The organism is Prauserella shujinwangii, from assembly GCF_003001955.1.
In the GTDB taxonomy this organism is placed as follows: Bacteria; Actinomycetota; Actinomycetes; order Mycobacteriales; family Pseudonocardiaceae; genus Qaidamihabitans; species Qaidamihabitans shujinwangii.
Map to the genome: position 1 here is coordinate 363,569 of NZ_PVNH01000008.1, position 21,651 is coordinate 385,219.

22 protein-coding genes and 1 rRNA gene are annotated in these 21,651 nt (G+C 73.6%); 5 read left to right on the top strand and 18 right to left on the bottom strand.

Going from position 1 to position 21,651, the window contains the following annotated elements; all coding sequences use genetic code 11:
* The first annotated feature begins 1 nt into the window (after position 1).
* Together B0I33_RS20865 and B0I33_RS20870 are read left to right on the top strand one after the other, a co-directional pair.
* Positions 2-484: a cation:proton antiporter regulatory subunit gene (locus B0I33_RS20865; RefSeq protein ID WP_106180560.1), complete on the top strand. Its 483-nt coding sequence runs from the start codon at positions 2-4 to the stop codon at positions 482-484.
* 13 nt (positions 485-497) lie between these two features.
* Positions 498-1,691, top strand: coding sequence for a cation:proton antiporter (locus tag B0I33_RS20870; protein ID WP_106180501.1), 1,194 nt, complete (start codon positions 498-500; stop codon positions 1,689-1,691).
* 45 nt (positions 1,692-1,736) lie between these two features.
* Here B0I33_RS20870 and B0I33_RS20875 read toward each other — a convergent pair whose 3' ends face one another.
* The 7 genes from B0I33_RS20875 to B0I33_RS20905 all read right to left on the bottom strand — a co-directional run bounded on the left by B0I33_RS20875 (position 1,737) and on the right by B0I33_RS20905 (position 7,683).
* Entirely contained in the window at positions 1,737-2,507 is a 771-nt protein-coding gene (locus tag B0I33_RS20875) for a pseudouridine synthase (protein WP_106180502.1), read from the bottom strand.
* A complete protein-coding gene (gene scpB, locus B0I33_RS30505) occupies positions 2,497-3,378 on the bottom strand; it encodes an SMC-Scp complex subunit ScpB (protein WP_425440506.1) in 882 nt (293 codons plus the stop codon). Before scpB ends, B0I33_RS20875 begins: the two co-directional genes overlap by 11 nt.
* A gap of 80 nt (positions 3,379-3,458) precedes the next feature.
* On the bottom strand, positions 3,459-4,340 hold the full coding sequence (locus tag B0I33_RS20885; protein ID WP_106180503.1) for a segregation and condensation protein A: 882 nt from the start codon (positions 4,338-4,340) through the stop codon (positions 3,459-3,461).
* Complete coding sequence (locus tag B0I33_RS20890) at positions 4,340-4,894, bottom strand: cobyrinic acid a,c-diamide synthase (protein WP_106180504.1); 555 nt, start codon at positions 4,892-4,894, stop codon at positions 4,340-4,342. The genes B0I33_RS20885 and B0I33_RS20890 overlap by 1 nt, the downstream gene beginning before the upstream one ends.
* The gene (locus B0I33_RS20895; protein ID WP_106180505.1) at positions 4,891-5,844 is read right to left on the bottom strand and encodes a ParA family protein; all 954 of its coding nucleotides are present in this window, start codon (positions 5,842-5,844) and stop codon (positions 4,891-4,893) included. Before B0I33_RS20895 ends, B0I33_RS20890 begins: the two co-directional genes overlap by 4 nt.
* A 106-nt stretch (positions 5,845-5,950) precedes the next feature.
* A complete protein-coding gene (xerD, locus tag B0I33_RS20900) occupies positions 5,951-6,853 on the bottom strand; it encodes a site-specific tyrosine recombinase XerD (protein ID WP_106180562.1) in 903 nt (300 codons plus the stop codon).
* A 98-nt stretch (positions 6,854-6,951) separates the two neighbouring features.
* Entirely contained in the window at positions 6,952-7,683 is a 732-nt protein-coding gene (locus B0I33_RS20905; RefSeq protein ID WP_106180506.1) for an OBAP family protein, read from the bottom strand.
* Between the two features lie 64 nt (positions 7,684-7,747).
* Between B0I33_RS20905 and B0I33_RS20910 the strand changes: the two genes are divergently transcribed.
* On the top strand, positions 7,748-8,278 hold the full coding sequence (locus B0I33_RS20910) for a DUF1707 domain-containing protein (protein WP_106180507.1): 531 nt from the start codon (positions 7,748-7,750) through the stop codon (positions 8,276-8,278).
* Between the two features lie 71 nt (positions 8,279-8,349).
* On the opposite strand, the gene B0I33_RS20915 is transcribed toward B0I33_RS20910, so the two are convergent.
* Together B0I33_RS20915 and B0I33_RS20920 are read right to left on the bottom strand one after the other, a co-directional pair.
* A complete protein-coding gene (locus B0I33_RS20915) occupies positions 8,350-8,976 on the bottom strand; it encodes an NUDIX domain-containing protein (RefSeq protein WP_106180508.1) in 627 nt (208 codons plus the stop codon).
* Positions 8,973-10,673: a CTP synthase gene (locus B0I33_RS20920; RefSeq protein ID WP_106180509.1), complete on the bottom strand. Its 1,701-nt coding sequence runs from the start codon at positions 10,671-10,673 to the stop codon at positions 8,973-8,975. Before B0I33_RS20920 ends, B0I33_RS20915 begins: the two co-directional genes overlap by 4 nt.
* 84 nt (positions 10,674-10,757) lie before the next feature.
* On the opposite strand from B0I33_RS20920, the gene aroA reads away from it, so the two are divergent.
* Together aroA and B0I33_RS20930 are read left to right on the top strand one after the other, a co-directional pair.
* The gene (aroA, locus tag B0I33_RS20925) at positions 10,758-12,041 is read left to right on the top strand and encodes a 3-phosphoshikimate 1-carboxyvinyltransferase (RefSeq protein WP_106180510.1); all 1,284 of its coding nucleotides are present in this window, start codon (positions 10,758-10,760) and stop codon (positions 12,039-12,041) included.
* An 89-nt stretch (positions 12,042-12,130) separates the two neighbouring features.
* On the top strand, positions 12,131-13,027 hold the full coding sequence (locus tag B0I33_RS20930) for an RNA polymerase sigma-70 factor (RefSeq protein WP_106180511.1): 897 nt from the start codon (positions 12,131-12,133) through the stop codon (positions 13,025-13,027).
* Between the two features lie 18 nt (positions 13,028-13,045).
* Here the strand turns inward: B0I33_RS20930 and B0I33_RS20935 are convergent, their stop codons facing one another.
* The 9 genes from B0I33_RS20935 to rrf form a co-directional block, all read right to left on the bottom strand.
* Positions 13,046-13,993 carry a copper transporter gene (locus tag B0I33_RS20935; protein WP_106180512.1) on the bottom strand — a complete coding sequence of 316 codons (948 nt, stop codon included), beginning with the start codon at positions 13,991-13,993 and terminating at the stop codon, positions 13,046-13,048.
* Positions 13,990-15,174 carry a putative cytokinetic ring protein SteA gene (gene steA / locus B0I33_RS20940; RefSeq protein WP_106180513.1) on the bottom strand — a complete coding sequence of 395 codons (1,185 nt, stop codon included), beginning with the start codon at positions 15,172-15,174 and terminating at the stop codon, positions 13,990-13,992. The genes B0I33_RS20935 and steA overlap by 4 nt, the downstream gene beginning before the upstream one ends.
* A 118-nt stretch (positions 15,175-15,292) precedes the next feature.
* The gene (recN, locus tag B0I33_RS20945; protein WP_181193387.1) at positions 15,293-17,107 is read right to left on the bottom strand and encodes a DNA repair protein RecN; all 1,815 of its coding nucleotides are present in this window, start codon (positions 17,105-17,107) and stop codon (positions 15,293-15,295) included.
* A gap of 43 nt (positions 17,108-17,150) precedes the next feature.
* Positions 17,151-18,080, bottom strand: coding sequence for an NAD kinase (locus tag B0I33_RS20950; protein WP_106180514.1), 930 nt, complete (start codon positions 18,078-18,080; stop codon positions 17,151-17,153).
* Entirely contained in the window at positions 18,077-18,892 is an 816-nt protein-coding gene (locus B0I33_RS20955) for a TlyA family RNA methyltransferase (protein ID WP_106180515.1), read from the bottom strand. The genes B0I33_RS20950 and B0I33_RS20955 overlap by 4 nt, the downstream gene beginning before the upstream one ends.
* A gap of 4 nt (positions 18,893-18,896) precedes the next feature.
* Positions 18,897-19,091, bottom strand: a complete 195-nt coding sequence (locus tag B0I33_RS20960) for a hypothetical protein (protein ID WP_106180516.1) — start codon at positions 19,089-19,091, stop codon at positions 18,897-18,899.
* A 35-nt stretch (positions 19,092-19,126) separates the two neighbouring features.
* Positions 19,127-20,125 (bottom strand): HAD-IIA family hydrolase, encoded by a 999-nt coding sequence (locus tag B0I33_RS20965; RefSeq protein ID WP_106180517.1) that lies wholly within the window; start codon positions 20,123-20,125, stop codon positions 19,127-19,129.
* Positions 20,118-21,470, bottom strand: a complete 1,353-nt coding sequence (locus B0I33_RS30510) for a hypothetical protein (RefSeq protein ID WP_245900877.1) — start codon at positions 21,468-21,470, stop codon at positions 20,118-20,120. Before B0I33_RS30510 ends, B0I33_RS20965 begins: the two co-directional genes overlap by 8 nt.
* 91 nt (positions 21,471-21,561) lie before the next feature.
* Positions 21,562-21,651 (bottom strand): 5S ribosomal RNA (gene rrf, locus B0I33_RS20975); the annotation flags it as partial.

Here is a 21,651-nt window from a genome sequence, read left to right on the forward strand (position 1 = left end):
CGTGAACGTCGAAGTGACTCCGCTACCGGGGATCGGCGTCCGGAAGGACTTCGTGCTGGACAGCGGCCGCCGGGTGGGCGTCGTGACCCATCGCGACGGCAAGATCGAGCTCATCGTGTCGAAGTCGGACGATCCCGACGCGTGCCTGGCCTCGCTGCCCCTCACCTCCGAGGAGGCGGGCGCGCTGGCGAACCTGCTCGGCGCCCCGCAGCTCGTCGCCCAGCTGACCGAGGAGCACCGGGAGCTGCCGGGGATCAACACCCGGCAGCTGCCGATCAAGGGCGGCTCGCCCTACGACGGCCGCACGCTCGGGGACACCGCGATGCGCACCCGGACGGGCGCGTCCGTCGTCGCCGTGATGCGCGCGGGACAGGTGCACCCCTCCCCCGGGCCCGGCTTCACCTTCACCGAGGGCGACCTGCTGGTGGCCGTGGGCACGTCCGAGGGACTGGAGTCGGCCGCCAAGATCCTGCAGCACGGCTGACGCGAGGACCCGCGTGGAGCACACCGCACTGTCCCTCATCGAGCTGGGCGCTGTGTTCTTCGTCCTGGGGGTGCTCGCCCGGTTCGCCGGCCGGATCGGCCTGTCCCCGATCCCGCTCTACCTGCTCGGCGGGCTCGCGTTCGGGCAGGGCGGGCTGATCCCGCTCGGCGACATCAGCGCGTTCACCGACCTCGCCAGCGAGATCGGCGTCGTGCTGCTGCTGCTCACGCTGGGCCTCGAGTACTCCGCGGCGGAGCTGTTCACCGGGCTGCGGCGGTCGTGGATGTCGGGGGTGCTCGACATCGTGCTCAACGCCGCGCCGGGCGTGGCCGTGGCGCTGCTCCTCGGCTGGGGGCCGATCGGGGCGTTCGTGCTGGGCGGCGTCACCTACATCTCGTCCTCCGGAATCATCGCGAAGGTCCTCGGCGACCTGGGCAGGCTGGGTAACCGGGAGACACCGGTGGTGCTGTCGATCCTCGTGTTCGAGGACCTCGTGATGGCTCTCTACCTGCCGATCCTGACGACGATCCTGGGCGGCATCAGCTTCCTCGGCGGGCTGGAGGCCGTGGGCATCTCGCTGGGCGTGATCACCGTGGTGATGGTGGTGGCGCTGAAGTACGGCCGCTACGTCTCGGCGATCGTGGACAGTCAGGACCGCGAGGTGTTCCTGCTCAAGGTGTTCGGCGCCGCGCTGCTCGTGGCGGGGGTGGCGTCGGCGATGCAGGTGTCGGCCGCGGTGGGGGCGTTTCTCCTCGGCATCGCGATCTCCGGGTCGACCGCGGTCAACGCCACCCGGCTGCTGGAGCCGCTGCGGGACCTGTTCGCGGCGGTGTTCTTCGTCGTGTTCGGCCTGAACACCGACCCGCGCGCGATCCCCCCGGTGCTGCTGTGGGCGGTGGTGCTCGCCGTGGCGTCCACCGCGACGAAGCTCGGCACGGGCTGGTGGGCGGCCCGCCGCGCGGGCATCGGCAGGCTCGGCCAGGCCCGGACGGGCGCGGCGCTCGTGGCGCGCGGCGAGTTCTCGATCATCATCGCCGGGTTCGCCGTCTCGGCGGGGGCCGTGGAGGGCGAACTGGCGGCGCTCGCGGCGACTTACGTGCTGCTCATGGCCGTCCTCGGACCGATCGCCGCGCGCGTCGTCGAGCCGGTGGCACGCGCCCTGCAGCGCGGACCCGGTTTCCCCCGCGCGGCGCCCGCCGAGTCGTGAGTGAAGAACGTTGTTCTTACCACGTTCGTCACTCACGACACCCGGCTAAAGGCCGACCGCGCGGTACAGGGCTCCCACCTCGGCGCGGGTGAGCGGCCGCAGTGCCCCCGGCTTCATCGTGCCCAGCCGGACGTCGTCGACGGCGGTGCGGACCAGCTTGCGCACCGGGTGACCGACCTCGGCGAGCAGCCGCCGCACGATGTGCTTGCGGCCCTCGTGCAGCACCACCTCGACGAGGGTGCGGCCGGGGCGGGTGTCCTTGACCCGGAAAGCGTCGACCCGGACCGGCCCGTCCTCCAGCTCGATCCCGGCGCGCAGCTGCTTGCCGAGCCCGCGCGACACCGTGCCGTCGACCTCGGCGAGGTAGGTCTTGAGCACCCCGAAGGAGGGGTGCATGAGCCGGTGCGCGAGCTCGCCGTCGTTGGTCAGCAGCAGCAGGCCCTCGGTGTCGGCGTCCAGCCTGCCGACATGGAAGAGCCCGGTGCTGGCGCTCGACTTCAACTGCCGCACGTAGTCGCCGACGCAGGGCCTGCCCGCCTCGTCGGACATCGTGCTGTGCACGCCCTTCGGTTTGTTCAGCGCGAGGTGGACGACGTCCTCCCGCAGCACCACGCGCATGCCGTCGACGTGCAGGATCGCGGTGTCCGGGTCGACCCTCCTGCCGAGTTCCCGGACCACCTCGCCGTCGACGCTGACCCGGCCCTGCGCGATGAGGTCCTCGGCGGCCCGCCGGGACGCCACCCCGGCCCTGGCGAGCACCTTCTGCAGGCGAACGCCCTCGGCCGGGGCTCCGGGTCCTCGCTGGTCAGATGTCATCGATGGAGTCCACTTCCGGCAGCAGCGGCGCGATCGGCGGCAGGTCGTTCAGCGACGAGAGGCCGAGCCGTTCCAGGAACAGCTCCGTCGTCACGTACAGGGTGCCACCCGTCTCGGAGTCGGTGCCGCTCTCCTCGACCAGCCCGCGGGCGAGCAACGTCCGGATCACGCCGTCCACGTTGACGCCGCGCACCGCGGCCACCCGCGAGCGGGTCACCGGCTGCCGGTAGGCGATCACCGCGAGTGTCTCCAGCGCGGCCCTGGTCAGCTTGGAGCGCTGCCCGTCGAGCAGCAGCTTCTCCACGAAGGGCGCGTAGGTGTCGCGGGTGTACAGCCGCCAGCCGTCCGCCACGCGGCGCAGGTCGATGCCGCTGCCCCGGTCGGTGAGGTCCAGCGCCATCGTGCGCAGCGTCTCGGTGACGCGCTCGACGGGCTGCTCCACGGCCTCGGCCAGCGACTCCTCGCCGACCGGGGAGTCCACCACGAGCAGCAGCGCTTCCAGCGCCGACTGCAGTGCGGCGTCGGTCGACACGTCGGGCAGTGCCCGCTCCGCGGACACGGCGACCAGGTCGTCGTCGGCGTCGGCCTCACCCGGGACACCCTCGCCGCCCTCGGTGGCCGCACTGACCTCGGTGCCCTCGCTGACCTCGGTACCTTCGGTGCCTTCGCCGTCCTCGGTGGCCTCGCCGCCCTCGGTGGCCTGAGCGGCCCGGGTGTCCCCGGCCTCCCCGCCGCCCCGGGTGTCGTGGGCGGCGTGGGCGGCGGGGCCGCCCTCCGGCTCGTCCAGGTCCAGCGCGGCGCCGAGCGCCGTGGCCGGGTCCGGTCGCAGGCCGTCCCCGGGCTCGTCCGGCACAGCGGGCGTGTCCGGCATGCCCGGTCCGGCCGGTTCCGGTTCCGGCTCGGGCGGCAGCGGCGGCAGCTCGGCTCCCTGCGGCTCGTGCGCGTCGTCGGTCACCCGTACTCCTCGTCCTCGGTGCGCGTGCGTTCCTGCTCGGCCTCGGCGGTGGCCTCCTCGACGGAACCTCCCGTCCAGCGCACGTGCAGCTCCCCCAGCGCCTCGGTCTGCTCGAAGGTCACCGTCGACTCCCGGTACAGCTCCAGCAGGGCCAGGAACCGGGCGACCACCTCGATCGTGTGCTCGCAGTCGGACACGAGCTCGGCGAACGAAGCCCGCCCGTGGCTGGCCAGCCGGACCCGCAGCACGGCGGCGTGCTCCCGCACGGACACCTTGCCCGCGTGCAGGTGGTCCAGCGACACCGTGGGCGGCGGCTTGGGCTGGAACACCGACTGCGCGATGTCGGCGAACCGCTCCGGCGTCACCCCGAGCATCACCTCGGGCAGCAGCCCGACGTAACGCTCCTCCAGCGCCACCGACCGCGGGTAGCGCCGCAGCGCACCGGCCTCCAGCTCCGCGAACAGGGCGGCGACCTGCTTGTAGGCCCGGTACTGGAGCACCCGGGCGAACAGCAGGTCCCGCGCCTCCAGCAGCGCCAGGTCGTCCTCGTCCTCCACCTCGGCCGACGGCAGCAACCGGGCTGCCTTGAGGTCGAGCAGGGTGGCCGCGACGACGAGGAACTCCGTGGTCTCGTCGAGGTCCCACTCGGCGCCCAGCGCGCGGGTGTAGGCGATGAAGTCGTCCGTGACCTGGTGCAGGGCGACCTCGGTGACATCGAGCTGGTGCTGCGAGATGAGCTGCAGCAGCAGGTCGAAGGGCCCCTCGAAGTTCGCCAGGCGCACCTGGAAGCGGGACGCCGAGCCGCCTTCCCCGGCCTGCTCGGTCGCCGCGCTCTCCGGTGCCTCCTCGGCGGGCTGGGGCTGTGCCCCGTCCTCCATCAGTTCGTGGCTTCCGTGGCCGGGTCGTCGCGGTCATCATGCTCGCCGTCATCGCCCGCGGCGTCGAGGTTCCCTCCCCGCAGCCGCTGCACCAGCACCGAATCCTCGCCGTGCTGGTCGAAGTCGGCCAGCAGCACCGCGACCGCCTCCCGGACGATGCGGCCCCGGTCGACCACGAGGTCGTGGGTGCCGCGCAGGGTGAGCCGGGCGTGCTCCATCGCGAGCAACTCGTCGCCCGACACGTACACGGTGATCTTGGCGTCGTGCTTCTGCCTGCCGGAGCCGCGGCGCGTCGGGGCGGTGCGCGCGAGCTGCCTGCCCGGGCCGGTGGAACCCGCGCGCCCGCCCGCGGCGCCGTTGCCGTTGCCGTTGCCGCCGCCCTGAGCGCCGCCGCCGTTGCCCGCGCCACCACCGGCGTCGTGCCCGGCGGAGCCGTTCCCGGTGTGGCCCGCCGGGTTTCCGCCCGCGCCGGAGCCGCGCGACTGGTCGAGCGCGGGACTGCTCGTCCGGCGGAACAGCTCTGACGCACCGGGCAGGGAAGCCCTCCTGCTCACCGGGCGATCACCTCGCGAGCCAGCGTGCGGTACGCCGTCGCACCGGCCGATCTCGGGGCCCAGCGAGTGATCGGCTCGCCGGCCACGGTCGTCTCGGGGAATCGCACGGTGCGGTTGATCACCGTGTCGAACACGGTGTCACCGAATGCTTCCACCACGCGCGCCATGACCTCCTTCGAATGCAGGGTTCTCGGATCGAACATGGTGGCGAGAATCCCGGTGATATCCAGTTTGGGGTTGAGCCGCTCGCGCACCTTCTCGATGGTGTCGATCAGCAACGCCACGCCACGCAGGCTGAAGAACTCGCACTCCAGCGGGATGATCACACCGTCGGACGCGGTGAGCGCGTTGACGGTGAGCAGCCCGAGTGACGGCTGGCAGTCGACCAGAACATAGTCGTAGTCGTCCATGACCGGTCGAAGCACCCTCAGTAACGTGTGCTCGCGCCCCACCTCGGCGACGAGCTGGACCTCCGCGGCGGAGAGGTCGATGTTGCTCGGCAGCAGGTCGACGTTCTCCACGGAGGTCTTGCGGATCACGTCGCAGATGTCCACCGAGCGTTCCATGATCACGTTGTAGACCGTCTGGTCGAGCTCGTGCGGCTGGATGCCGAGCCCGACCGACAGCGCACCCTGCGGGTCGAAGTCGACGAGCAGTACCCGCCTGCCGTACTCGGCGAGCGCGGCCCCGAGATTGATCGTGGACGTGGTCTTGCCGACGCCGCCCTTCTGATTGCACATCGCGAGCACGCGCGCGGGCCCGTGCCGCTCCAGCATCGGCGGCTCTGGTATCTCGCGAATCGGCCTCCCGGTCGGGCCCAGCTTGGGCTTGCCGCTGCGGTCGGTCACCTCAGGCACGTCGAACTCCCCGGTATCGCCCCGAGTCTCGGTTGCGATCGGCCGGCTGAGGCTGTCCGGGGCCCTGCTCGCCGGTTGCTCGGAAGTCGACATGGGGCGAAAGCTCCTTGTTCTGCATGGACGCCGGTCAGCGTATGCGGGCACGCAGAGCACCGGCAAAGCGGCTCGCCGGGCACGACCGGAGTACTTTTCGGCCGGATCAGCCCAGGGCTCGCGGGTGCGCGGTCGCGTAGACCTCGCGCAGCGTGTTCACGGTGACGAGGGTGTACACCTGAGTGGTGGTGACCGACGCGTGACCGAGCAGTTCCTGCACCACCCGGACGTCGGCGCCGCCCTCCAGCAGGTGGGTGGCGAACGAGTGGCGCAGGGTGTGCGGGGACACCGTGGCGGCCAGTCCGGCGCGCTCGGCATTGGTCTTGAGCACCTGCCACGCGCTCTGCCGCGACAGCCGCCCGCCGCGGGCGTTGAGGAACACGGCCGCCGTGCCGCGGCCCCGGCTCGCGAGCACCGGCCTGGCCCGCACGAGGTAGGCGTCCAGCGCGTCGAGCGCGGGTTTGCCGATGGGCACGAGCCGCTGCTTGCCGCCCTTGCCGTCGAGCAGGACCGTGCGCTCGCCCGCGTCGAGGTCGTCCAGGTCGAGCCCCACGGCCTCGGAGATCCGGGCTCCCGTGGAGTACAGCAGCTCCAGCAGCGCGCGGTCGCGCAGCGGGCGCTCCCCCTCGGCCGGTGGCAGGTCGAGCAGCCGGAGCACGTCATGCACGGGCAGCGCCTTCGGCAGCCGCTTCGCCGCGGCGGGCGGGCGCACGTCGCGCGCCGGGTCGTGCTCGGTGATGCCGTCGGCGTGCGCGAAGCGGTGCAGGCCGCGCACCGCGACGAGGGCACGGGCCGCCGACGAGGCCGCCAGCGGCTGGTGCTCCCCGTCCCCCTCGCGCAGTGCCGCGCCGAAGGCCGTGATGTGCTCGGGCCCGACCCGCGTGAAGTCGGTGATCCCCTGCCGTCCGAGGTGCGCGACGTACCGGCGCAGGTCCCGCGCGTAGCTGTCCAGCGTGTTGCGCGCGGTGCCGCGCTCGACGAGCAGGTGGTCGAGATAGGCGGCGACCACCTTGCTCACGGAGGTGCCGCCGGCCCTGGTCACGCGGACACTCTAGGAGACGACCGCACGGATCCCAACGATGTTCGCGTTCCGCGGGTCAGCGCGCCTCAGCCGGTCCCGTTTCCCTCGCGGACGTCCGCGACGCCGGGGACGGGCGTGCTGCCGGGGAACCGGTCCCGCAGCGCGTCGACCCCGTGCTGCGGGTGCGCCCGCGAGGCCAGGCCCGCGCGCCGCGCACGCCTGCGCGCCGTGTCCAGCTCCATCGTCTCGTCGCGGTCGCGCAGCAACGCCTCGTCGGCCTCGCCGTCGCGGTTGAACGACCACATGAGCGTCGGTTCGCCGAGCGGGACGCCGTGCCCGGGCTCCCCGTCGTGCCGCCCGGTGTGCCAGGTGTGCCAGGTCTTGCCGTAGCTGTTCAGCAGCAGTTCGGCGAGCGCCGTCTCGGCCACCGCGGGCAGGCCCGGCGCGGCGAGCTGGCCAGACAGGATCTCGTAGTTGTGCGGGTGCCAGTACCCGCGCTCGTCCTCGGGCAGCGACCCGAACAGCCGCTCGGAGACGATGTACTCGACGCCGACCAGGTTCGCGTCCCGCGTGTTGCCGTCGAACAGCACGCACTGGAGCAGGTCCTCGTTCACCATCCGGCAGTAGTGGTGCGCCTCCATCTGCGTGCCCGGGTCGTCCCGGGCGCAGTGCAGCCCCACGACGTAGACGTCGAAGTCGCGGAGCGGGGTGGTGTCCTGGAGCAGGTTGGCGCCCTGCTCCAGGACCGAGGGCCAGGTGCCCTTGCGCTCGCCGGAGGGCGGCAGCGGGCTGCGGCGCTCCTTGATCCTGGGGTTCATGTCCCGTGGCATTGACCGGGACATCCCCGTCGAAACCACCCGTCGCACGGGCTAACGTGGACCCATGTCGAGCCAACCGGATCCCGAGGCGCTCCGAATCGGCACCGCCGAACGGGAGGAGGCGGGCCGCGCCCTCGGGGAGCACCTGGCCGAGGGCAGGCTCACCCCGACCGAGTACGAGGAGCGGGTCGCGACCGCGTTCGCCGCGCAGACGCGGGCCGACCTGCGCCCGCTGTTCGAGGACCTGCCCGCGCCGCACCCGGCGTTCCTGGCTCCGCCCCCATCGGCACGGGCGTACCCGTACGCGCCGCCCCCGCCGGACGCGTCACCCCCGTCGTCCCCGCCCTCGGCGTACCACCAGCCCGGGCCGCCCGCCGGCGTCTCCGACCGGTCGCGGATCGTCGCCGGGGTACTGCAGATCGTGCTCCCGTTCGGGATCGGCCGGTTCTACACCGGACACACCGGCATGGCGGTGGCGCAGCTGCTGGTGACCCTGTTCACCCTGGGCGTCGGCGCCCTCTGGCCGCTGATCGACGGCATCCTGCTGCTCGTCAACGGCGGCCGCGACCGGTACGGCCGCCCGCTCCGCGACTGACACCCCCGGTTCGCCGCCCCCAGGGCCACCTTGGTCGCGCTGGGGGCGACCAAGGTGGACTGGGGGGCGAATCAGCGGCGGCGGGCGGCGAACGCGACCGGGCGGTCCCGCCAGGGCGCGTCGGCGGGCCGCGCGGGCGCCGCTCCGGTGAGCACGGCGTGCGCGGCGAGCAGGCCGCCGACCGTCGCCCCGTTGACGATCTCCCCCGCGAGCACCATCCGCACGGCCTCGGTGAGCGGGAAGCGCCGGATCACCAGGTCCGCCTCCTCCTCGCCGTGCACGTCGCGGTCCACAGCGGACAGATCGCGGGCGAGGAAGATCCGGATCACCTCGTCGGTGAACCCGGGCGAGGCGGCCACGTCCACCAGTGTCTCCCAGCGCCGCGCGGCGAGCCCGGCCTCCTCGGCCAGCTCCCGGCGCGCCGAGTCCAGCGGGTCCTCGCCGTCCTGGTCCAGCAGCCCGGCGGGCAGCTCCCACAGCCTGCGGCCCACCGGATGCCGGTACTGGTGCACGAGCGTCACCCGCTCCTGCTCGTCCACCGCGGCGATGCCCACCGCACCAAGGTGCTCGACCACCTCCCGGCGGGCGGTGCCCCCGCCCGGCATGGCGACCTCGTCGATCCGCATGCCGACGACCCGTCCGATGTGGACGTCGCGGGAGGACACCACCGTGAACTCGTGGCTGCCGGGCTCCGTCACCGCGCGCCGACCGGTGTCTCGGGCAGCTCGACGGGCAGCCGCTCGGCGCTGCGGTAGGCCACGACGGCGCGCACGAACGCGTCGAACAGCGGGTGCGGCCGGGTCGGGCGGCTCTTCAGCTCGGGATGCGCCTGGGTGCCCACGAAGAACGGGTGGACGTCGGCGGGCAGCTCGGCGAACTCGACCAGCCGGTCGTCGGGCGAGGTCCCGGAGAACACCAGCCCGGCCTCGGTCAGCCGCTGCCGGTAGGCGTTGTTGACCTCGTAGCGGTGCCGGTGCCGCTCCGAGACCTCCTTCTCGCCGTACGCCCTGGCGACCTGCGACCCGGGCAGCAGCTTCGCGGGGTAGGCGCCGAGCCGCATGGTGCCGCCCATGTCCCGCTCGCCCGCGACGACATCCTTCTGCTCCGCCATCGTGGAGATCACCGGGTGCGCGGTGTTCTCGTCGAACTCGGCCGAGTTGGCGTCCTTCAGCCCCGCGATGTGCCTGGCGACCTCGATGACCATGCACTGCATGCCCAGGCACAGGCCCAGTACCGGGATCTTGCTCTTCCGCGCGTACGAGATGGCACCGATCTTGCCCTCGATGCCGCGCACGCCGAACCCGCCCGGCACCAGCACGCCGTCCACACCGGACAGCGCGGCGGCGGCGCCCGCGGGGGTGGTCGCCTCGTCCGAGGGCACCCAGACGATCTCCACCTTGGCGCGGTGGGCGAACCCGCCCGCGCGCAGCGCCTCGGTGACGGAGAGGTAGGCGTCCGGCAGGTCGATGTACTTGCCGACCACCGCCACCCGCACCGTCTCCGCCGGGTTGTGCACGCGGTCGAGCAGGTCGCCCCACACCGTCCAGTCGACGTCCCGGAACGGCAGGCCGAGCCTGCGCACGACGTAGGCGTCGAGCGCCTCGGAGTGCAGCACCTTCGGGATGTCGTAGATCGACGGCGCGTCCGGGCAGGCGATCACGGCCTCGGTCTCCACGTCGCACATCAGGCCGATCTTGCGCTTGAGGTCCTCGGAGAGCTCCCGGTCGGCCCGGCACACGAGCGCGTCGGGCTGGATGCCGATGTTGCGCAGCGCGGCGACGGAGTGCTGCGTGGGCTTGGTCTTCAGCTCGCCGGACGGAGCCAGGTAGGGCACCAGGGAGACGTGCAGGAAGAAGCAGTTGTCCCTGCCGACGTCGTGCCGCACCTGCCGGCAGGCCTCCAGGAACGGCAGCGACTCGATGTCGCCGACCGTGCCGCCGACCTCCGTGATGACCACGTCGGCGTGCGTGCCGGTGCCGTCGGACTCGGCGACGCCCATGATCCGCGACTTGATCTCGTCGGTGATGTGCGGGATGACCTGCACGGTGTCGCCGAGGTACTCGCCGCGCCGCTCCTTGGCGATCACCGAGGAGTACACCTGCCCGGTCGTCACGTTGGCCGACCCGGACAGGTTGCGGTCGAGGAAGCGCTCGTAGTGCCCGATGTCCAGGTCGGTCTCGGCGCCGTCCTCGGTGACGAAGACCTCGCCGTGCTGGAACGGGTTCATGGTGCCCGGGTCCACGTTGAGGTACGGGTCGAGCTTCTGCATCGTGACCCGGAGCCCCCGGGCGGTGAGGAGCTGTCCCAGGCTGGACGCCGTGAGCCCCTTACCCAGGGAGGAGGCGACGCCCCCGGTGACAAAGACGTACTTGGTTGTCCGCGGCTGAAGTCCCACGGGCTTCCATCCTATCGCACCGCGCCGGGACCGCTCGCCGACCTCACCGGCGACGCCCGGCGTGTCCTGTGCGAGAGTGAGGGCGTGACCGACGGAAACAGCTGGCAGGCACCCGTCGCCGAGGGCGCGCTCGACGCGTCCGTCCGCGTGCCGGGCTCCAAGTCGATCACCAACCGCGCCTTCGTGCTCGCCGCGCTGTCGGCGGGCCCGACGCTGGTCCGGGAGCCGCTCGACTCGCGCGACGCCCGCCTGATGCTCGCGGCGCTGGCCGAGCTGGGCGCGCCCGCGGAGCACACCGCGGACGGCGTCCGCGTCCAGCCGCTCACCGACGGTGCCGGCTCGGTGTCGGTCGCACTCGGCAACGCGGGCACCGTCGCGCGGTTCACGCCGCCGCTGGCGACCCTGGGGTCCCGGACCGTCCACTTCGACGGCGACCCCGCGATCCGCAGGCGTCCGGTGGCCCCGCTGCTCACCGCGCTGGCCGCGCTGGGCGCGGACATCGACGATGGCGACCGGGGCGCGCCCCCCTTCACCGTCCGCGGGCACGGTGGCCTGCGTGGCGGTGCCGTCGAGCTGGACTCGTCGGCGTCCAGCCAGTTCCTTTCCGCCCTGCTGCTGGCGGCTCCCGCGTTCACCGAGGGCGTGACCGTCCGGCTGGTGGGCAGGCCACCGAGCGAGCCGCACATCGCGATGACCCTCGACATGCTGCGCCGCTTCGGCGCCTCCCCCGAGCGGCACGCGGACGAGTTCCACGTCCCGCCCGCCACGCTGGCGCTCGCGGACTACCGGGTGGAGCCGGACCTGTCGACGGCGGCGCCGTTCGTGGTGGCACCGCTGCTGGCGGGCGGCACGGTGCGGATCGAGGGCTGGCCCGTGGAGACCACCCAGCCGGGTGACTGGCTGCGCAGCCTGGTGCGCGAGCTCGGCGGCAAGGCGGTGCTCGACGGCACCGGCCTCACCGTCACCGGCGGCGAGGCGGTGCGGGGCGCCGAGCTGAACCTGCACGAGGTCGGCGAGCTCACCCCGGTCGTCGCCGCGCTGCTGTGCTTCGCGGACGGTCCCTCCCGCATCTCCGGGGTGGCGCACCTGCGCGGGCACGAGACGGACCGGCTCGCCGCGCTGGCGACCGAGCTCACCGCGCTCGGCGGGGACGTCACCGAGACCGAGGACGGGTTGCGCATCCGCCCCGCCCCACTGCACGGCGGCACCTTCCACACCTACGACGACCACCGGCTGGTGATGGCAGGCGCGGTGCTGGGCCTGCGGGTGCCCGGCATCGCCGTGGCGGACCCGGCCACCGTGGGCAAGACGTTCCCCGGCTTCGTCGAGGCCTGGGACCGGCTGGTCCGCGGCGACCGCGACGGGTGACGGCGGCTCCCCGTCCCGCTGTCACACCACGATGCCGCCCGGTGTCCGATGGGTGTTCCGGACTCCGGCGAACGAGACAGGAGCCACCCATGAGCGAGGACGGCCGCCCGGACCCCGCCACCGCGGCGTTCGTCGCCCATCGCAACCTCCTCTTCACCGTGGCCTACGAGCTGCTCGGCTCGGCCACCGACGCGGAGGACGTCCTCCAGGAGACCTGGCTGCGGTGGGCGGACGTGGACCTCGGCACGGTGCGGGACCAGCGGGCGTACCTGGTCCGGATCACCACCCGGCAGGCACTCAACCGGCTGCGCACACTCGGCAGGCGCAAGGAGTCCTATGTCGGCCCCTGGCTGCCCGAGCCGCTGCTGACCACTCCCGACGTGGCCGAGGACGTCGAGCTGGCCGACAGCCTCTCGATGGCGATGCTGCTGGTCCTGGAGACGCTCGCACCCACCGAGCGGGCGGTGTTCGTGTTGCGCGAGGTGTTCGGCCTCGGGCACGACGAGATCGCGGACGCCGTCGGCAAGAGCGCCGCGGCCGTGCGGCAGATCGCCCACCGGGCGCGGGCGCACGTCGCCGCGCGCAGACCACGCGACGTCGTCTCCCCTGCGGAGACCCGCGCCGCCCTGGACGCGTTCCGGCGGGCGGTCGAGACGGGCGACCTGCAGGGCCTGCTCGACATCCTCGCGCCGGACGTCGTGGTCCTCACCGACGGCGGCGGGGTCAAGCAGGCCCTGCCGCGGCCCGTCGTCGGCGCCGAGAAGGTCTCCCGCCTGCTGACCCTCGGCCTGAGCAGGGCCGGTGCCGGGCTCTCGGCCGAGCCGGTCCAGGTCAACGGCTGGCCCGCGTTGCTGCTCCGCCGGCGCGGGGAGCTGGACGCCGTCGTGGCGATGCGGGTCGAGGGCGGCCTCGTCACCGGGTTGTACTCGGTGCGCAACCCCGAGAAGCTGGCCCACCTGGAGCGGGAGACCGAGGTCAGCCGCTGAGCCGTCCCGGTGCGCCGGTCAGCCGTGGTCCTGGCGCACGCCGGGTGCCGGGCCCTCGGCGTTGCCCGCGACGCCGTAGCGGCCCGAGCCGCCCTCCAGCTGCTCCCTGAGCGCGAGCACGGTCGCCACCCTGCCCGCCGACGTGTTCACGTTGTCCACAGTGGACAGGATCGAGGTGGAGGCGGTGTCGGCGCGGGCGAAGCCGAGCGGGCCGGTCCCGTCGGCCGACGCCGGGTTGCCCGCCAGCACCGTGCCCGCGCCGGAGCGGTCCAGCTGGGTGGCGAACCTGGCCAGCGTCGCGGCCCGGTCACCGGCACCGTCGCCGGTCTCGTCGCCACCGGTCAGCACCACCGCGAGCTGGGCGGGGGCGACGTCTTCGGGCGGTTTGACGAAGCCGCCGTCGGCCAGCCCGGACAGCGCGGCGGCCAGCTCCTCCGGGGAGGACTGCCGCTTGGCCGTGTCCTTGTCGAGCAGCAGCACCGAGCCGAGCAAGGCCCCGGCGAGGGTGCCCGGGTCACCCGCGGTCGGGAACTGGGCGCCCGCGGGCTGCAGCCGGGTCACCACCTCGCGCAGCTGGTCGGCGTTGCGCGGATCCGCGAAGGAGGAGGTCAGCTGCACCTCCCCGGTGACGGAGGCCCCGGACTCGCCGATCAGGTCCTTGATCGCGTCGCGGTCGGCGGGCCGGGCGCTCTCGGTGGTCACCAGCACCACCGAACGCTTGTCGAGGATGCCGCTGACCACCTTGCCGCCGACCGAGCCGGCGAACGCGTCGGCGTCGGAGAGGCGGGCGCTCAGCGCGTTCCGCTCGGCCTCCAGGTCGGTGACCCGCCGCGCCAGTTCGCTCTTCTCGTCGGAGAGCCCGGACAGCAGGGCGCCGTTGAGCGCGGTCGAGCCGAGGACGACACCGACCGCGAGGGCGAGGAACGCCGCGGCGATCGAGACAATGTGGTAACGCAGAGAGATCACGAGAAGAGCCCCTTGACCCAGCCGAGGAAGGACCGCCAGGCGTCCCTGGCCGTGTCGACGTAGACGTCGCCCACGTCGGAGACGAGCAGCGCGGCGGCCACGACCACCAGCGCGGCGGCCACGAGCAGCACGATCGCGCCGATCGAGACCCGGTTGCGGTGCAGCGTCGCCACGGCCTTCGCGTCGACCAGCTTGGTACCGAGCTTGAGGCGGGTGAGGAAGGTCGACGGGTTCGATCCGGAGCGGCCGTGGTCGAGGAACTCCCGGAGGGTGGCCTGGAAGCCGACCGTCACGACGAGCCCGGCGTCGTGCGCGTCGGCGAGCAGCAGCGCGAGGTCCTCCGGGTTGCCCGACGCGGGGAACGTCACCGCGCCGATGCCCAGGTCCTGGATGCGTTCGATGCCCGGCGCGAACCCGTCGGGCTGCGCGGGCACCACCACCTCGCCACCCGCCTTCAGCGTGCCCGCCTCGATCCCGAACGGGTCGCCGACGATGATGTCCGGCTGGTAACCGTGCGCCCGCAGGGTGTCCGCGCCTCCGTCCACGCCGACGAGCACGGGCCGGTGCTCGGCGATGTATTTCCGGAGCCGCCGGAGGTCCTCGATGTGGCCGGTGCCGGGCGCCACGACGACCACGTGCCGGTCGCGGATGGGAACGCGCAGCTCGGGCACGCCGACGCCGTCGAGGATCAGCGTGCGCTCCCGGCGGAGGAACTCGATCGTGTTCGCCGAGAACGCCTCCAGCTGCGTGGACATCCCGGCCTTGGCCTCGATCATTTGGTCGGCGATGCTCTCGGCGGTCTGCACGTTGCCGGTGCCGATGAGCCGGTCGCCCGCGTACACCGCGTTCTCGTGCACGCGGACGCGGCTGCCGTCCTTGACGGAGTGCAGCACCTCCGCGCCGACGCGGTCGAGCAACGGGATTCCCGCCTGGACCAGGATCTCCGGTCCGAGGTTCGGGTACCTGCCCGAAATGGACGGAGACGCGTTGACCACGGCGGCCACGTCCGCCTGGACGAGCGCGTCGGCGGTGGCGCGGTCGAGGTCCACCTGGTCGAGCACGGCGATGTCACCGGGACCCACCCTGCGCAGCAGCTCCCGGGTGCGGCGATCGACCCGGGCCGTGCCGGTGACCCCGGGCAGCTCCTCCTTGTTGCGCGCGAGCAGGCCGGTGAGTTTCATGCGCCGATGGTGACAAACGATTTCGGGAATTCCCGGCCGCCACGCCGGAACGGCCCGACGAATCAGCTGTGTGGTATGTCCTCACCGGAGTTCTCTCCGCGCGCCGTCCGTCCTGGACTCACGCGGTCTTCCTGGTCGAACCCCGTTTCTTCGGCTGCTTGCCCGTTCCGTCACCGTCCGCGGCGAACCGTTCCTTGTCGGCGGCGGCCGCGGCGAGCAGTTCCTCGGCGTGCGCGCGGCCGGTCTCCGTGCCGTCCAGCCCGGCGAGCATCCTGGCGAGCTCGCCGACCCGGTCGGCCTGGGCGAGCACGCGGACGTCGCTGCGGGTGACGCCTTCCGCCGTGCCCTTGTCGACGACGAGGTGCCGGTCGGCGAAGGCCGCCACCTGAGGCAGGTGGGTGACGACGAGCACCTGGTGGCTGCGGGCGAGCCGGGCGAGCCGCCTGCCGATCTCGACCGCGGCGCGGCCGCCCACCCCGGCGTCCACCTCGTCGAACACGAGGGTCGACACGGTGTCAGCGTGGGCCAGCACCACCTCGATCGCCAGCATCACGCGGGAGAGCTCACCGCCGGAGGCGCCCTTGTGGACGGGCAGCGGCGGCGCGCCCGGGTGCGCGCGCAGCAGCAGTTCGACGTCGTCGACGCCGTCCGAGCCCGCGTGCACGCGCGTGCCGTCGACCTCGAGTGCCTGCGGGTCCCCCGCCTCCGCGGCGCGGGCACGCACGGTGACCTCGACCTCGGCCTGCCCCATCGCGAGCCCGGCCAGCTCGGCGGTGACCGCGCCCGCGAGTTCGCCCGCCGCGGTGGCGCGGGCGGCCGACACGGCGGCAGCGTGCCCGGCCAGCTCGGCGGCGAGCTCGTCGCGGCGGGCGGCGAGCTGGGCGAGTGCCTCGTCGGAGGTGTCCATGCTCGCCAGCCGCTCGCGCGCGTCGTCGGCCCAGGCGAGCACGCCGTCGACGTCGGCCGCGTACTTGCGGGTCAGCTTCTTCAGCTCGGCCTGCCGGGCCAGCGCCTGTTCCAGCCGCTCCGGGTCGGCGTCGAGCGACTCCAGGTACGCGGCCAGCTCCCCGCCCACGTCGGTGAGCAGCACGGCGGCCTCGCCCAGGCGTGGCTCCAGCTCCTTGAGGACGGCGTCGTCCGCCCCGGAGAGGCGGCGCCTGGCCTCGGCGATCAGCCCGAGCGCCCCGGGGGCGTCCGGGTCGCCCTCGGCGGACCCGGCGACGGCGGCGTGCGCGGCGCCCGCGGTCTCCCGCAGCTCGTCGACCGCCGCGAGCCGCTTGATCTGCTCGCTGAGCTCGGCGTCCTCGCCCGGCTGCGGGTCCACGGCCTCGATCTCGGTGAGGCCGTGCCGCAGGAGGTCGGCCTGCTGGGCCAGCTCCCGGGACCGGCTGGTGCGTTCCTCCAGCTCGGCGGCCACGGCCAGCCACTCGTCCCGCACCCGCCGGTAGTCGGCGAGCGGGGCGGTGACCACCTCACCCGCGAAGCGGTCGAGGACCGCGCGCTGCTCCGCGGGGCGCAGCAGGCGCAGCTGGTCGTTCTGCCCGTGGACGGCGAGCAGCTGCTCCGACAGCTCGGCCAGCACGCCGGCGGGCACCGACCGGCCGCCGAGGTGGGCGCGGGACCGGCCGTCGCCGCCGACCGACCGCAGCGCGATGACGCTGCCGTCCTCGTCGACGTCGGCTCCGGAGTCGTTGACGATCCGCACGGCGGTCTCGGCGGTGATGCCCTCGAACCGGCCCTCCACCGTGGCCTTGGCGGTGCCGGTGCGCACCTTCGACGCCTCGGCCCGCCCGCCGGAAAGCAGGTGGAGCCCGGTGACGACCATGGTCTTGCCCGCACCGGTCTCGCCCGTGACCACGGTGAGTCCCCGGTGCAGTTCGAGCAGGGCGTCCTCGATGACGCCGAGGCCCTGGATTCGCATCTCGGCCAGCACGACACCACCGTAGCGGCCCGGGCCGACAACGTGGGCGCACCCATCATGGGCCGGTGCGGGCGTGCCGCTCGCGCCAGCCCTTCACCGGCAGGGAGAACTTGTGCACGAGCCGGTCGGTGAACGGGTCGTCCCACAGCCGCGCGAGCCGGACCGGCACCCGGCCCGCGACCACCTCCACCCGGCACCCGCGGTCCAGGTCGATGTGGCGCAGCCCGTCGCAGGTCAGCACACCGGGGAAGCCGTCGGGGTCCACGTGCACGGTGATCACCGAGGACCGGGACACGACGAGCGGCCGGGAGAACATGGCGTGCGCGTTGCTGGGCACGACGAGCAGCGCCTCGACGTCCGGCCAGATCACCGGACCGCCCGCCGAGAACGCGTACGCCGTGGAGCCGGTCGGGGTGGCGCAGAGCACGCCGTCACAACCGAACGACGACACGGGCCTGCCGTCGACCTCGATCATCGCGTCGAGGATCCGTTCCCGGGAGCCCTTCTCGACGCTCGCCTCGTTGAGCGCCCAGGTGCGGGCGACGGTCTCCCCGGCGAGGGTCACCGTGACGTCGACGGTCATCCGCTCCTCGATGCGGTAGCGGCGGTCGACCACGCGCCGCACGGTGTCGGCGACCGCGTCGGAGTCGGCCTCGGTGAGGAAGCCGACCCGGCCGAGGTTGACGCCGAGCACCGGCACCCCGGCGGGGCGGGCGAGCTCGGCGGCCCGCAGCAGGGTGCCGTCGCCGCCGAGCACGAACACCAGCTCGGTACCCGCCGCGGGGTCACGCTCGGGCGCGACGACGGTGCAGCAGACCCCGTCGCCGCCGCCCTCGATCAGGTCGCGGACCTCCTCGCCGAGCACCCGGAGCTGGACGCCCGCGGCCGACAGCAGCCGGGCGACCTCCTGGGCGGCGCCTTTGGTGGTGTCCCGGTCCGGATGCACGACGAGGAGCACCTCGCGCTGGCCGGTTCCTGTGCTCACGATGGCCCTTCCCGGACGGCGGTGCGGACGAGTTCCGCGAGGTCCGTTGGCGGTGCGTCGGCGGTGTCGCGGCGCAGCCACGCGAAGTACTCGACGTTGCCGGAGGGTCCCGGCAGCGGGCTGGCCACGACGCCGAGCGGGTGCAGGCCGAGCCCGGCGGCCTCGGTCAGCACGTCGAGCACGGCGAGTGCCCGCAGCTCGGGGTCGCGGACGACGCCGCCGCTGCCCAGCCGGTCCTTGCCGACCTCGAACTGGGGCTTCACCATGGGCAGCAGGTCGGCGCCCTCGGCGGAGCAGGCGGCGAGCGCGGGCAGCACGAGCCGCAGCGAGATGAACGACAGGTCCGCCACCACGAGGTCCACCTGCCCGCCGATCAGCTCGGGGGTGAGGTGCCGGACGTTGGTCCGGTCGAGCACAACCACCCGGTCATCGGTGCGCAGCCGCCAGTCGAGCAGCCCGCGGCCCACGTCGGCGGCGACCACCGTGCTCGCCCCCTCGCGCAGCAGGACGTCGGTGAAGCCGCCGGTGGACGCGCCCGCGTCGAGACAGCGCTTGCCCGTGACGGCGAGGCCGTCCTTCTCGAACGCGCGCAGCGCGCCGAGCAGCTTGTACGCGCCGCGGGAGGCCCAGCCGGGGTCGTCGCCGGCACGGACGGCGATCGGGGTGTCGGGGTCGACACCGGTGGCCGCCTTGGCCGCGACGAGCCCGCGCACGGTGACGTGCCCGTCGCTGATCAGCTTCCCGGCGTGTTCTCTCGAGCGGGCCAGTCCACGACGCACCAGCTCCGCGTCCAGGCGCGCCTTGCGCGGCATCGCACTAGACCTTGTCGATGCTCGACAGGGCGACCGTCAGTTCGGTGTGCACCGCCTCGAAGCGGTCCACGTGCTCGCTCAAGGGCAGGTCGCCGAGGTCGTCCAGGGCGGCGACGGCCTCGTCGATGCCGGCGCGGGGGTCGGTGTCCTGCGGCTGTGTCGTCGGTGCCGCCGCGGCCGGGGTGGTCTCTTCGTGCACGTCCCCACGCTAACCGATCCGGCGGTCCGGGCGGATCAGGCCAGGCCGAGCTCGGCGAGCGCCGCCCCGGCGTGGTCGTCCCCCGGCCGGACGCGGGTCGTGCCGTGCCGCCACGCGGCGGCGCAGAGCGTGCGCAGCAGGTCGACGGCGTCCCGGGCGCCGTCGCTGGTCGCGGTGAGCTCCGGGCCGTCGGCGCGGACCCGCCAGCCGGGGCGGGGACCGATCTCCAGCTCACCGCTCTTCCCGGTGAGCGCGGACAGGTCGGCGGCGAGATACCGGGGCCGCTGCGCGGGCTCGGCGGCGAGCAGGGCGGCGGGCGTGCCGACGCCGGTCAGCACGGCGAGCGCGGCGAGGCCTGCGGCGGCGGCTCCCTCGATGTCGGTGTCCAGCCGGTCGCCGACGACGAGCGGGGCGCGCGCGCCCGCGGACTCGGCGGCGGTCCGGAACAGCGGCGCCCTCGGTTTGCCCGCCACGTCGGGTTCGCGGCCGGTGGCGGCGCGCAGGGCGGCCACCATGGCGCCGTTGCCGGGGAGCTGCCCGCGCTCGGTGGGCAGGGTGGCGTCGGCGTTGCAGGCGACCCAGACGGCACCGGCGCGGATGCGCAGGCAGGCTTCGGCCAGGTCGGCCCACGCCGTGTCCGGGGAGTGTCCCTGGACGACGGCGGCCACGTCGTCGCTCGCCTGCCGCACGGGCCGCAGGCCGGCCGCCTCGACCTCCGCCGCGAGCGCTTCGGTGCCGACCACCAGCACGGCCGCTCCGGGGGCGATCCGTTCGCGGAGAAGCCGGGCGGCGGCCTGGGCGCTGGTGCTGACCTCGGCGGCCTCGGCGGCGACGCCGAGCCCGCGCAGGTGCGCGGCGACCGCGCCGGGAGACTTGGACGCGTTGTTGGTGACGAACCGGACGGGTGTGCCGAGTTCCCGCACCCTGGCGATCGATTCCGCGGCCGAGGGGATCGGCCGCGCGCCGTGGTAGACGGTGCCGTCGAGGTCGAGGAGCACCGCGTCGTGCCGGGCGAGCAGGGCAGGGTCACTCATCGCCCAGCGCCGCCGCCCGCTCCGCGGCGTCGGTCTCCTCCTCCTCGTCGGCCTCGGCGGCGTGCAGGAACCAGCGGAGCGCCTCGTCGCGGCGACCCGCGGCGAGGAGGTTGTCCGCGTAGGCGTAGAACAGGCGGGCGCTCCACGGGTCCCGCCGGGCGGGGTGGAGGTCGTCGCCCTGCAGTTCGACGACGGCCGCGTCGAGCTGGCCGAGGTCGCGGCGCGCACCGGCGGCGACGATCCGCAGTTCCACGGCGACCTCCTTGGGCAGCCTTCCGGTGTCGACCTCCTTGGCGAGGTCGAGAGCGCGTTCCGGCCTGCCGAGGGCGCGTTCCGCGTCGGCGATGACGGCGACGTGGCTGTCGGTGCGGGCCATCCTGCGCATCGCGCGCAGTTCCGAGAGGGCTTCCGACCAGTTGCCCGCGTGGTAGGCGGCCAGCCCGAGGGCTTCCCGGACGATGGGCACCCGGGAGGCCTTCGCCTTGGCGTAGCGGGCGTGCGCCAGCGCGGCCTCCGGGTCGGTGTCGATCAGGTAGCCCGCGGCCACGAGATGCCTGCCGACCCGCTCGGCCAGGTCCCTCGGCAAGGTGCGCAGCTCCCGCCGGGCCTCGGCGTCGAGGTCGGCGAAGTCGATGTCCTCCGGCAGTTCGGGGGCGGCGAGCAGGTCACGCGCGGCGGTCTCGTCGTCCTGCGGCTGTTCGGCGGCCTGCGGCGGACGTGGGTCGCGGCGCGGGGGACGCTCGTCGCGCCGGTCCGGCCTGTTTGTCCGGTCCTGTGGCGCGCCACGGCGGTCACCCCGCTGCTCGCGCCGGTCCCGGCCGCCCTGGTGGCCCCTGCGGTCGTCCCGGTCACGGTCGGGGCGTCCCTGGCGGTCACCGGGCCGTTCTCTCCGCTCGAACGGCCTGCCCTCACGGCCACCGGATCGTTCTCTCCGCTCGAACGGCCTGCCCTCGCGATCACCGGGCCGTTTCCGCCGCTCGAACGGCCTGCCCTCGCGATCACCGGATCGTTCCCGCCGCTCGAACGGCCTGCCCTCGCGATCACCGGATCGCTCCCGCCGCTCGAACGGCTTGCGGTCGCGGCCGGGATGCCGGTCTCGCGAGCGCTCGTCTTCACGCCGGCCGGACCGGCCGCCGCGATCGTGACTGGGTGCTCCCCGCCGGTCGTCGCGACGCGCGCCGGAGCCACCGTTCCGGTGGCCACGGTGCTCGCGGTGGTCGGGGCCGCGCCGTTCGGGACGTCCGCCACGGTCCGGTTGGCCCCGGCCGCTGCTGTTCCGGTCCTGGCCGCGCGGCCGGCCGGACTCCTCATCGTCCGCTGCGCCGTGCCGGCCGAACTCGGACACCTGTCCTCCAGTCACCATTCTTGATCCGGGCATGCGAAAGGCCCGTCAGGGAAGCCGACCAGGCAACCCTAACGGGCCTCCGCGAAGTTATGTACGGCGGTGTCCTACTCTCCCACACCCCTTCGGGTGCAGTACCATCGGCGCTGGTGGGCTTAGCTTCCGGGTTCGGGATGGGTCCGGG

Excerpts from the sequence above, each read along its gene's own strand:
- B0I33_RS20875 (WP_106180502.1), bottom strand. The coding sequence starts at position 2,507 with ATGACATCTGACCAGCGAGGACCCGGAGCCCCGGCCGAGGGCGTTCGC.
- scpB (WP_425440506.1), bottom strand. The coding sequence starts at position 3,378 with ATGCCGGACACGCCCGCTGTGCCGGACGAGCCCGGGGACGGCCTGCGA.
- B0I33_RS20885 (WP_106180503.1), bottom strand. The coding sequence starts at position 4,340 with ATGGAGGACGGGGCACAGCCCCAGCCCGCCGAGGAGGCACCGGAGAGC.
- B0I33_RS20895 (WP_106180505.1), bottom strand. The coding sequence starts at position 5,844 with ATGTCGACTTCCGAGCAACCGGCGAGCAGGGCCCCGGACAGCCTCAGC.
- B0I33_RS20905 (WP_106180506.1), bottom strand. The coding sequence starts at position 7,683 with ATGAACCCCAGGATCAAGGAGCGCCGCAGCCCGCTGCCGCCCTCCGGC.
- B0I33_RS20910 (WP_106180507.1), top strand. The coding sequence starts at position 7,748 with ATGTCGAGCCAACCGGATCCCGAGGCGCTCCGAATCGGCACCGCCGAA.
- B0I33_RS20930 (WP_106180511.1), top strand. The coding sequence starts at position 12,131 with ATGAGCGAGGACGGCCGCCCGGACCCCGCCACCGCGGCGTTCGTCGCC.
- steA (WP_106180513.1), bottom strand. The coding sequence starts at position 15,174 with ATGAAACTCACCGGCCTGCTCGCGCGCAACAAGGAGGAGCTGCCCGGG.
- B0I33_RS20955 (WP_106180515.1), bottom strand. The coding sequence starts at position 18,892 with ATGCCGCGCAAGGCGCGCCTGGACGCGGAGCTGGTGCGTCGTGGACTG.
- B0I33_RS20965 (WP_106180517.1), bottom strand. The coding sequence starts at position 20,125 with ATGAGTGACCCTGCCCTGCTCGCCCGGCACGACGCGGTGCTCCTCGAC.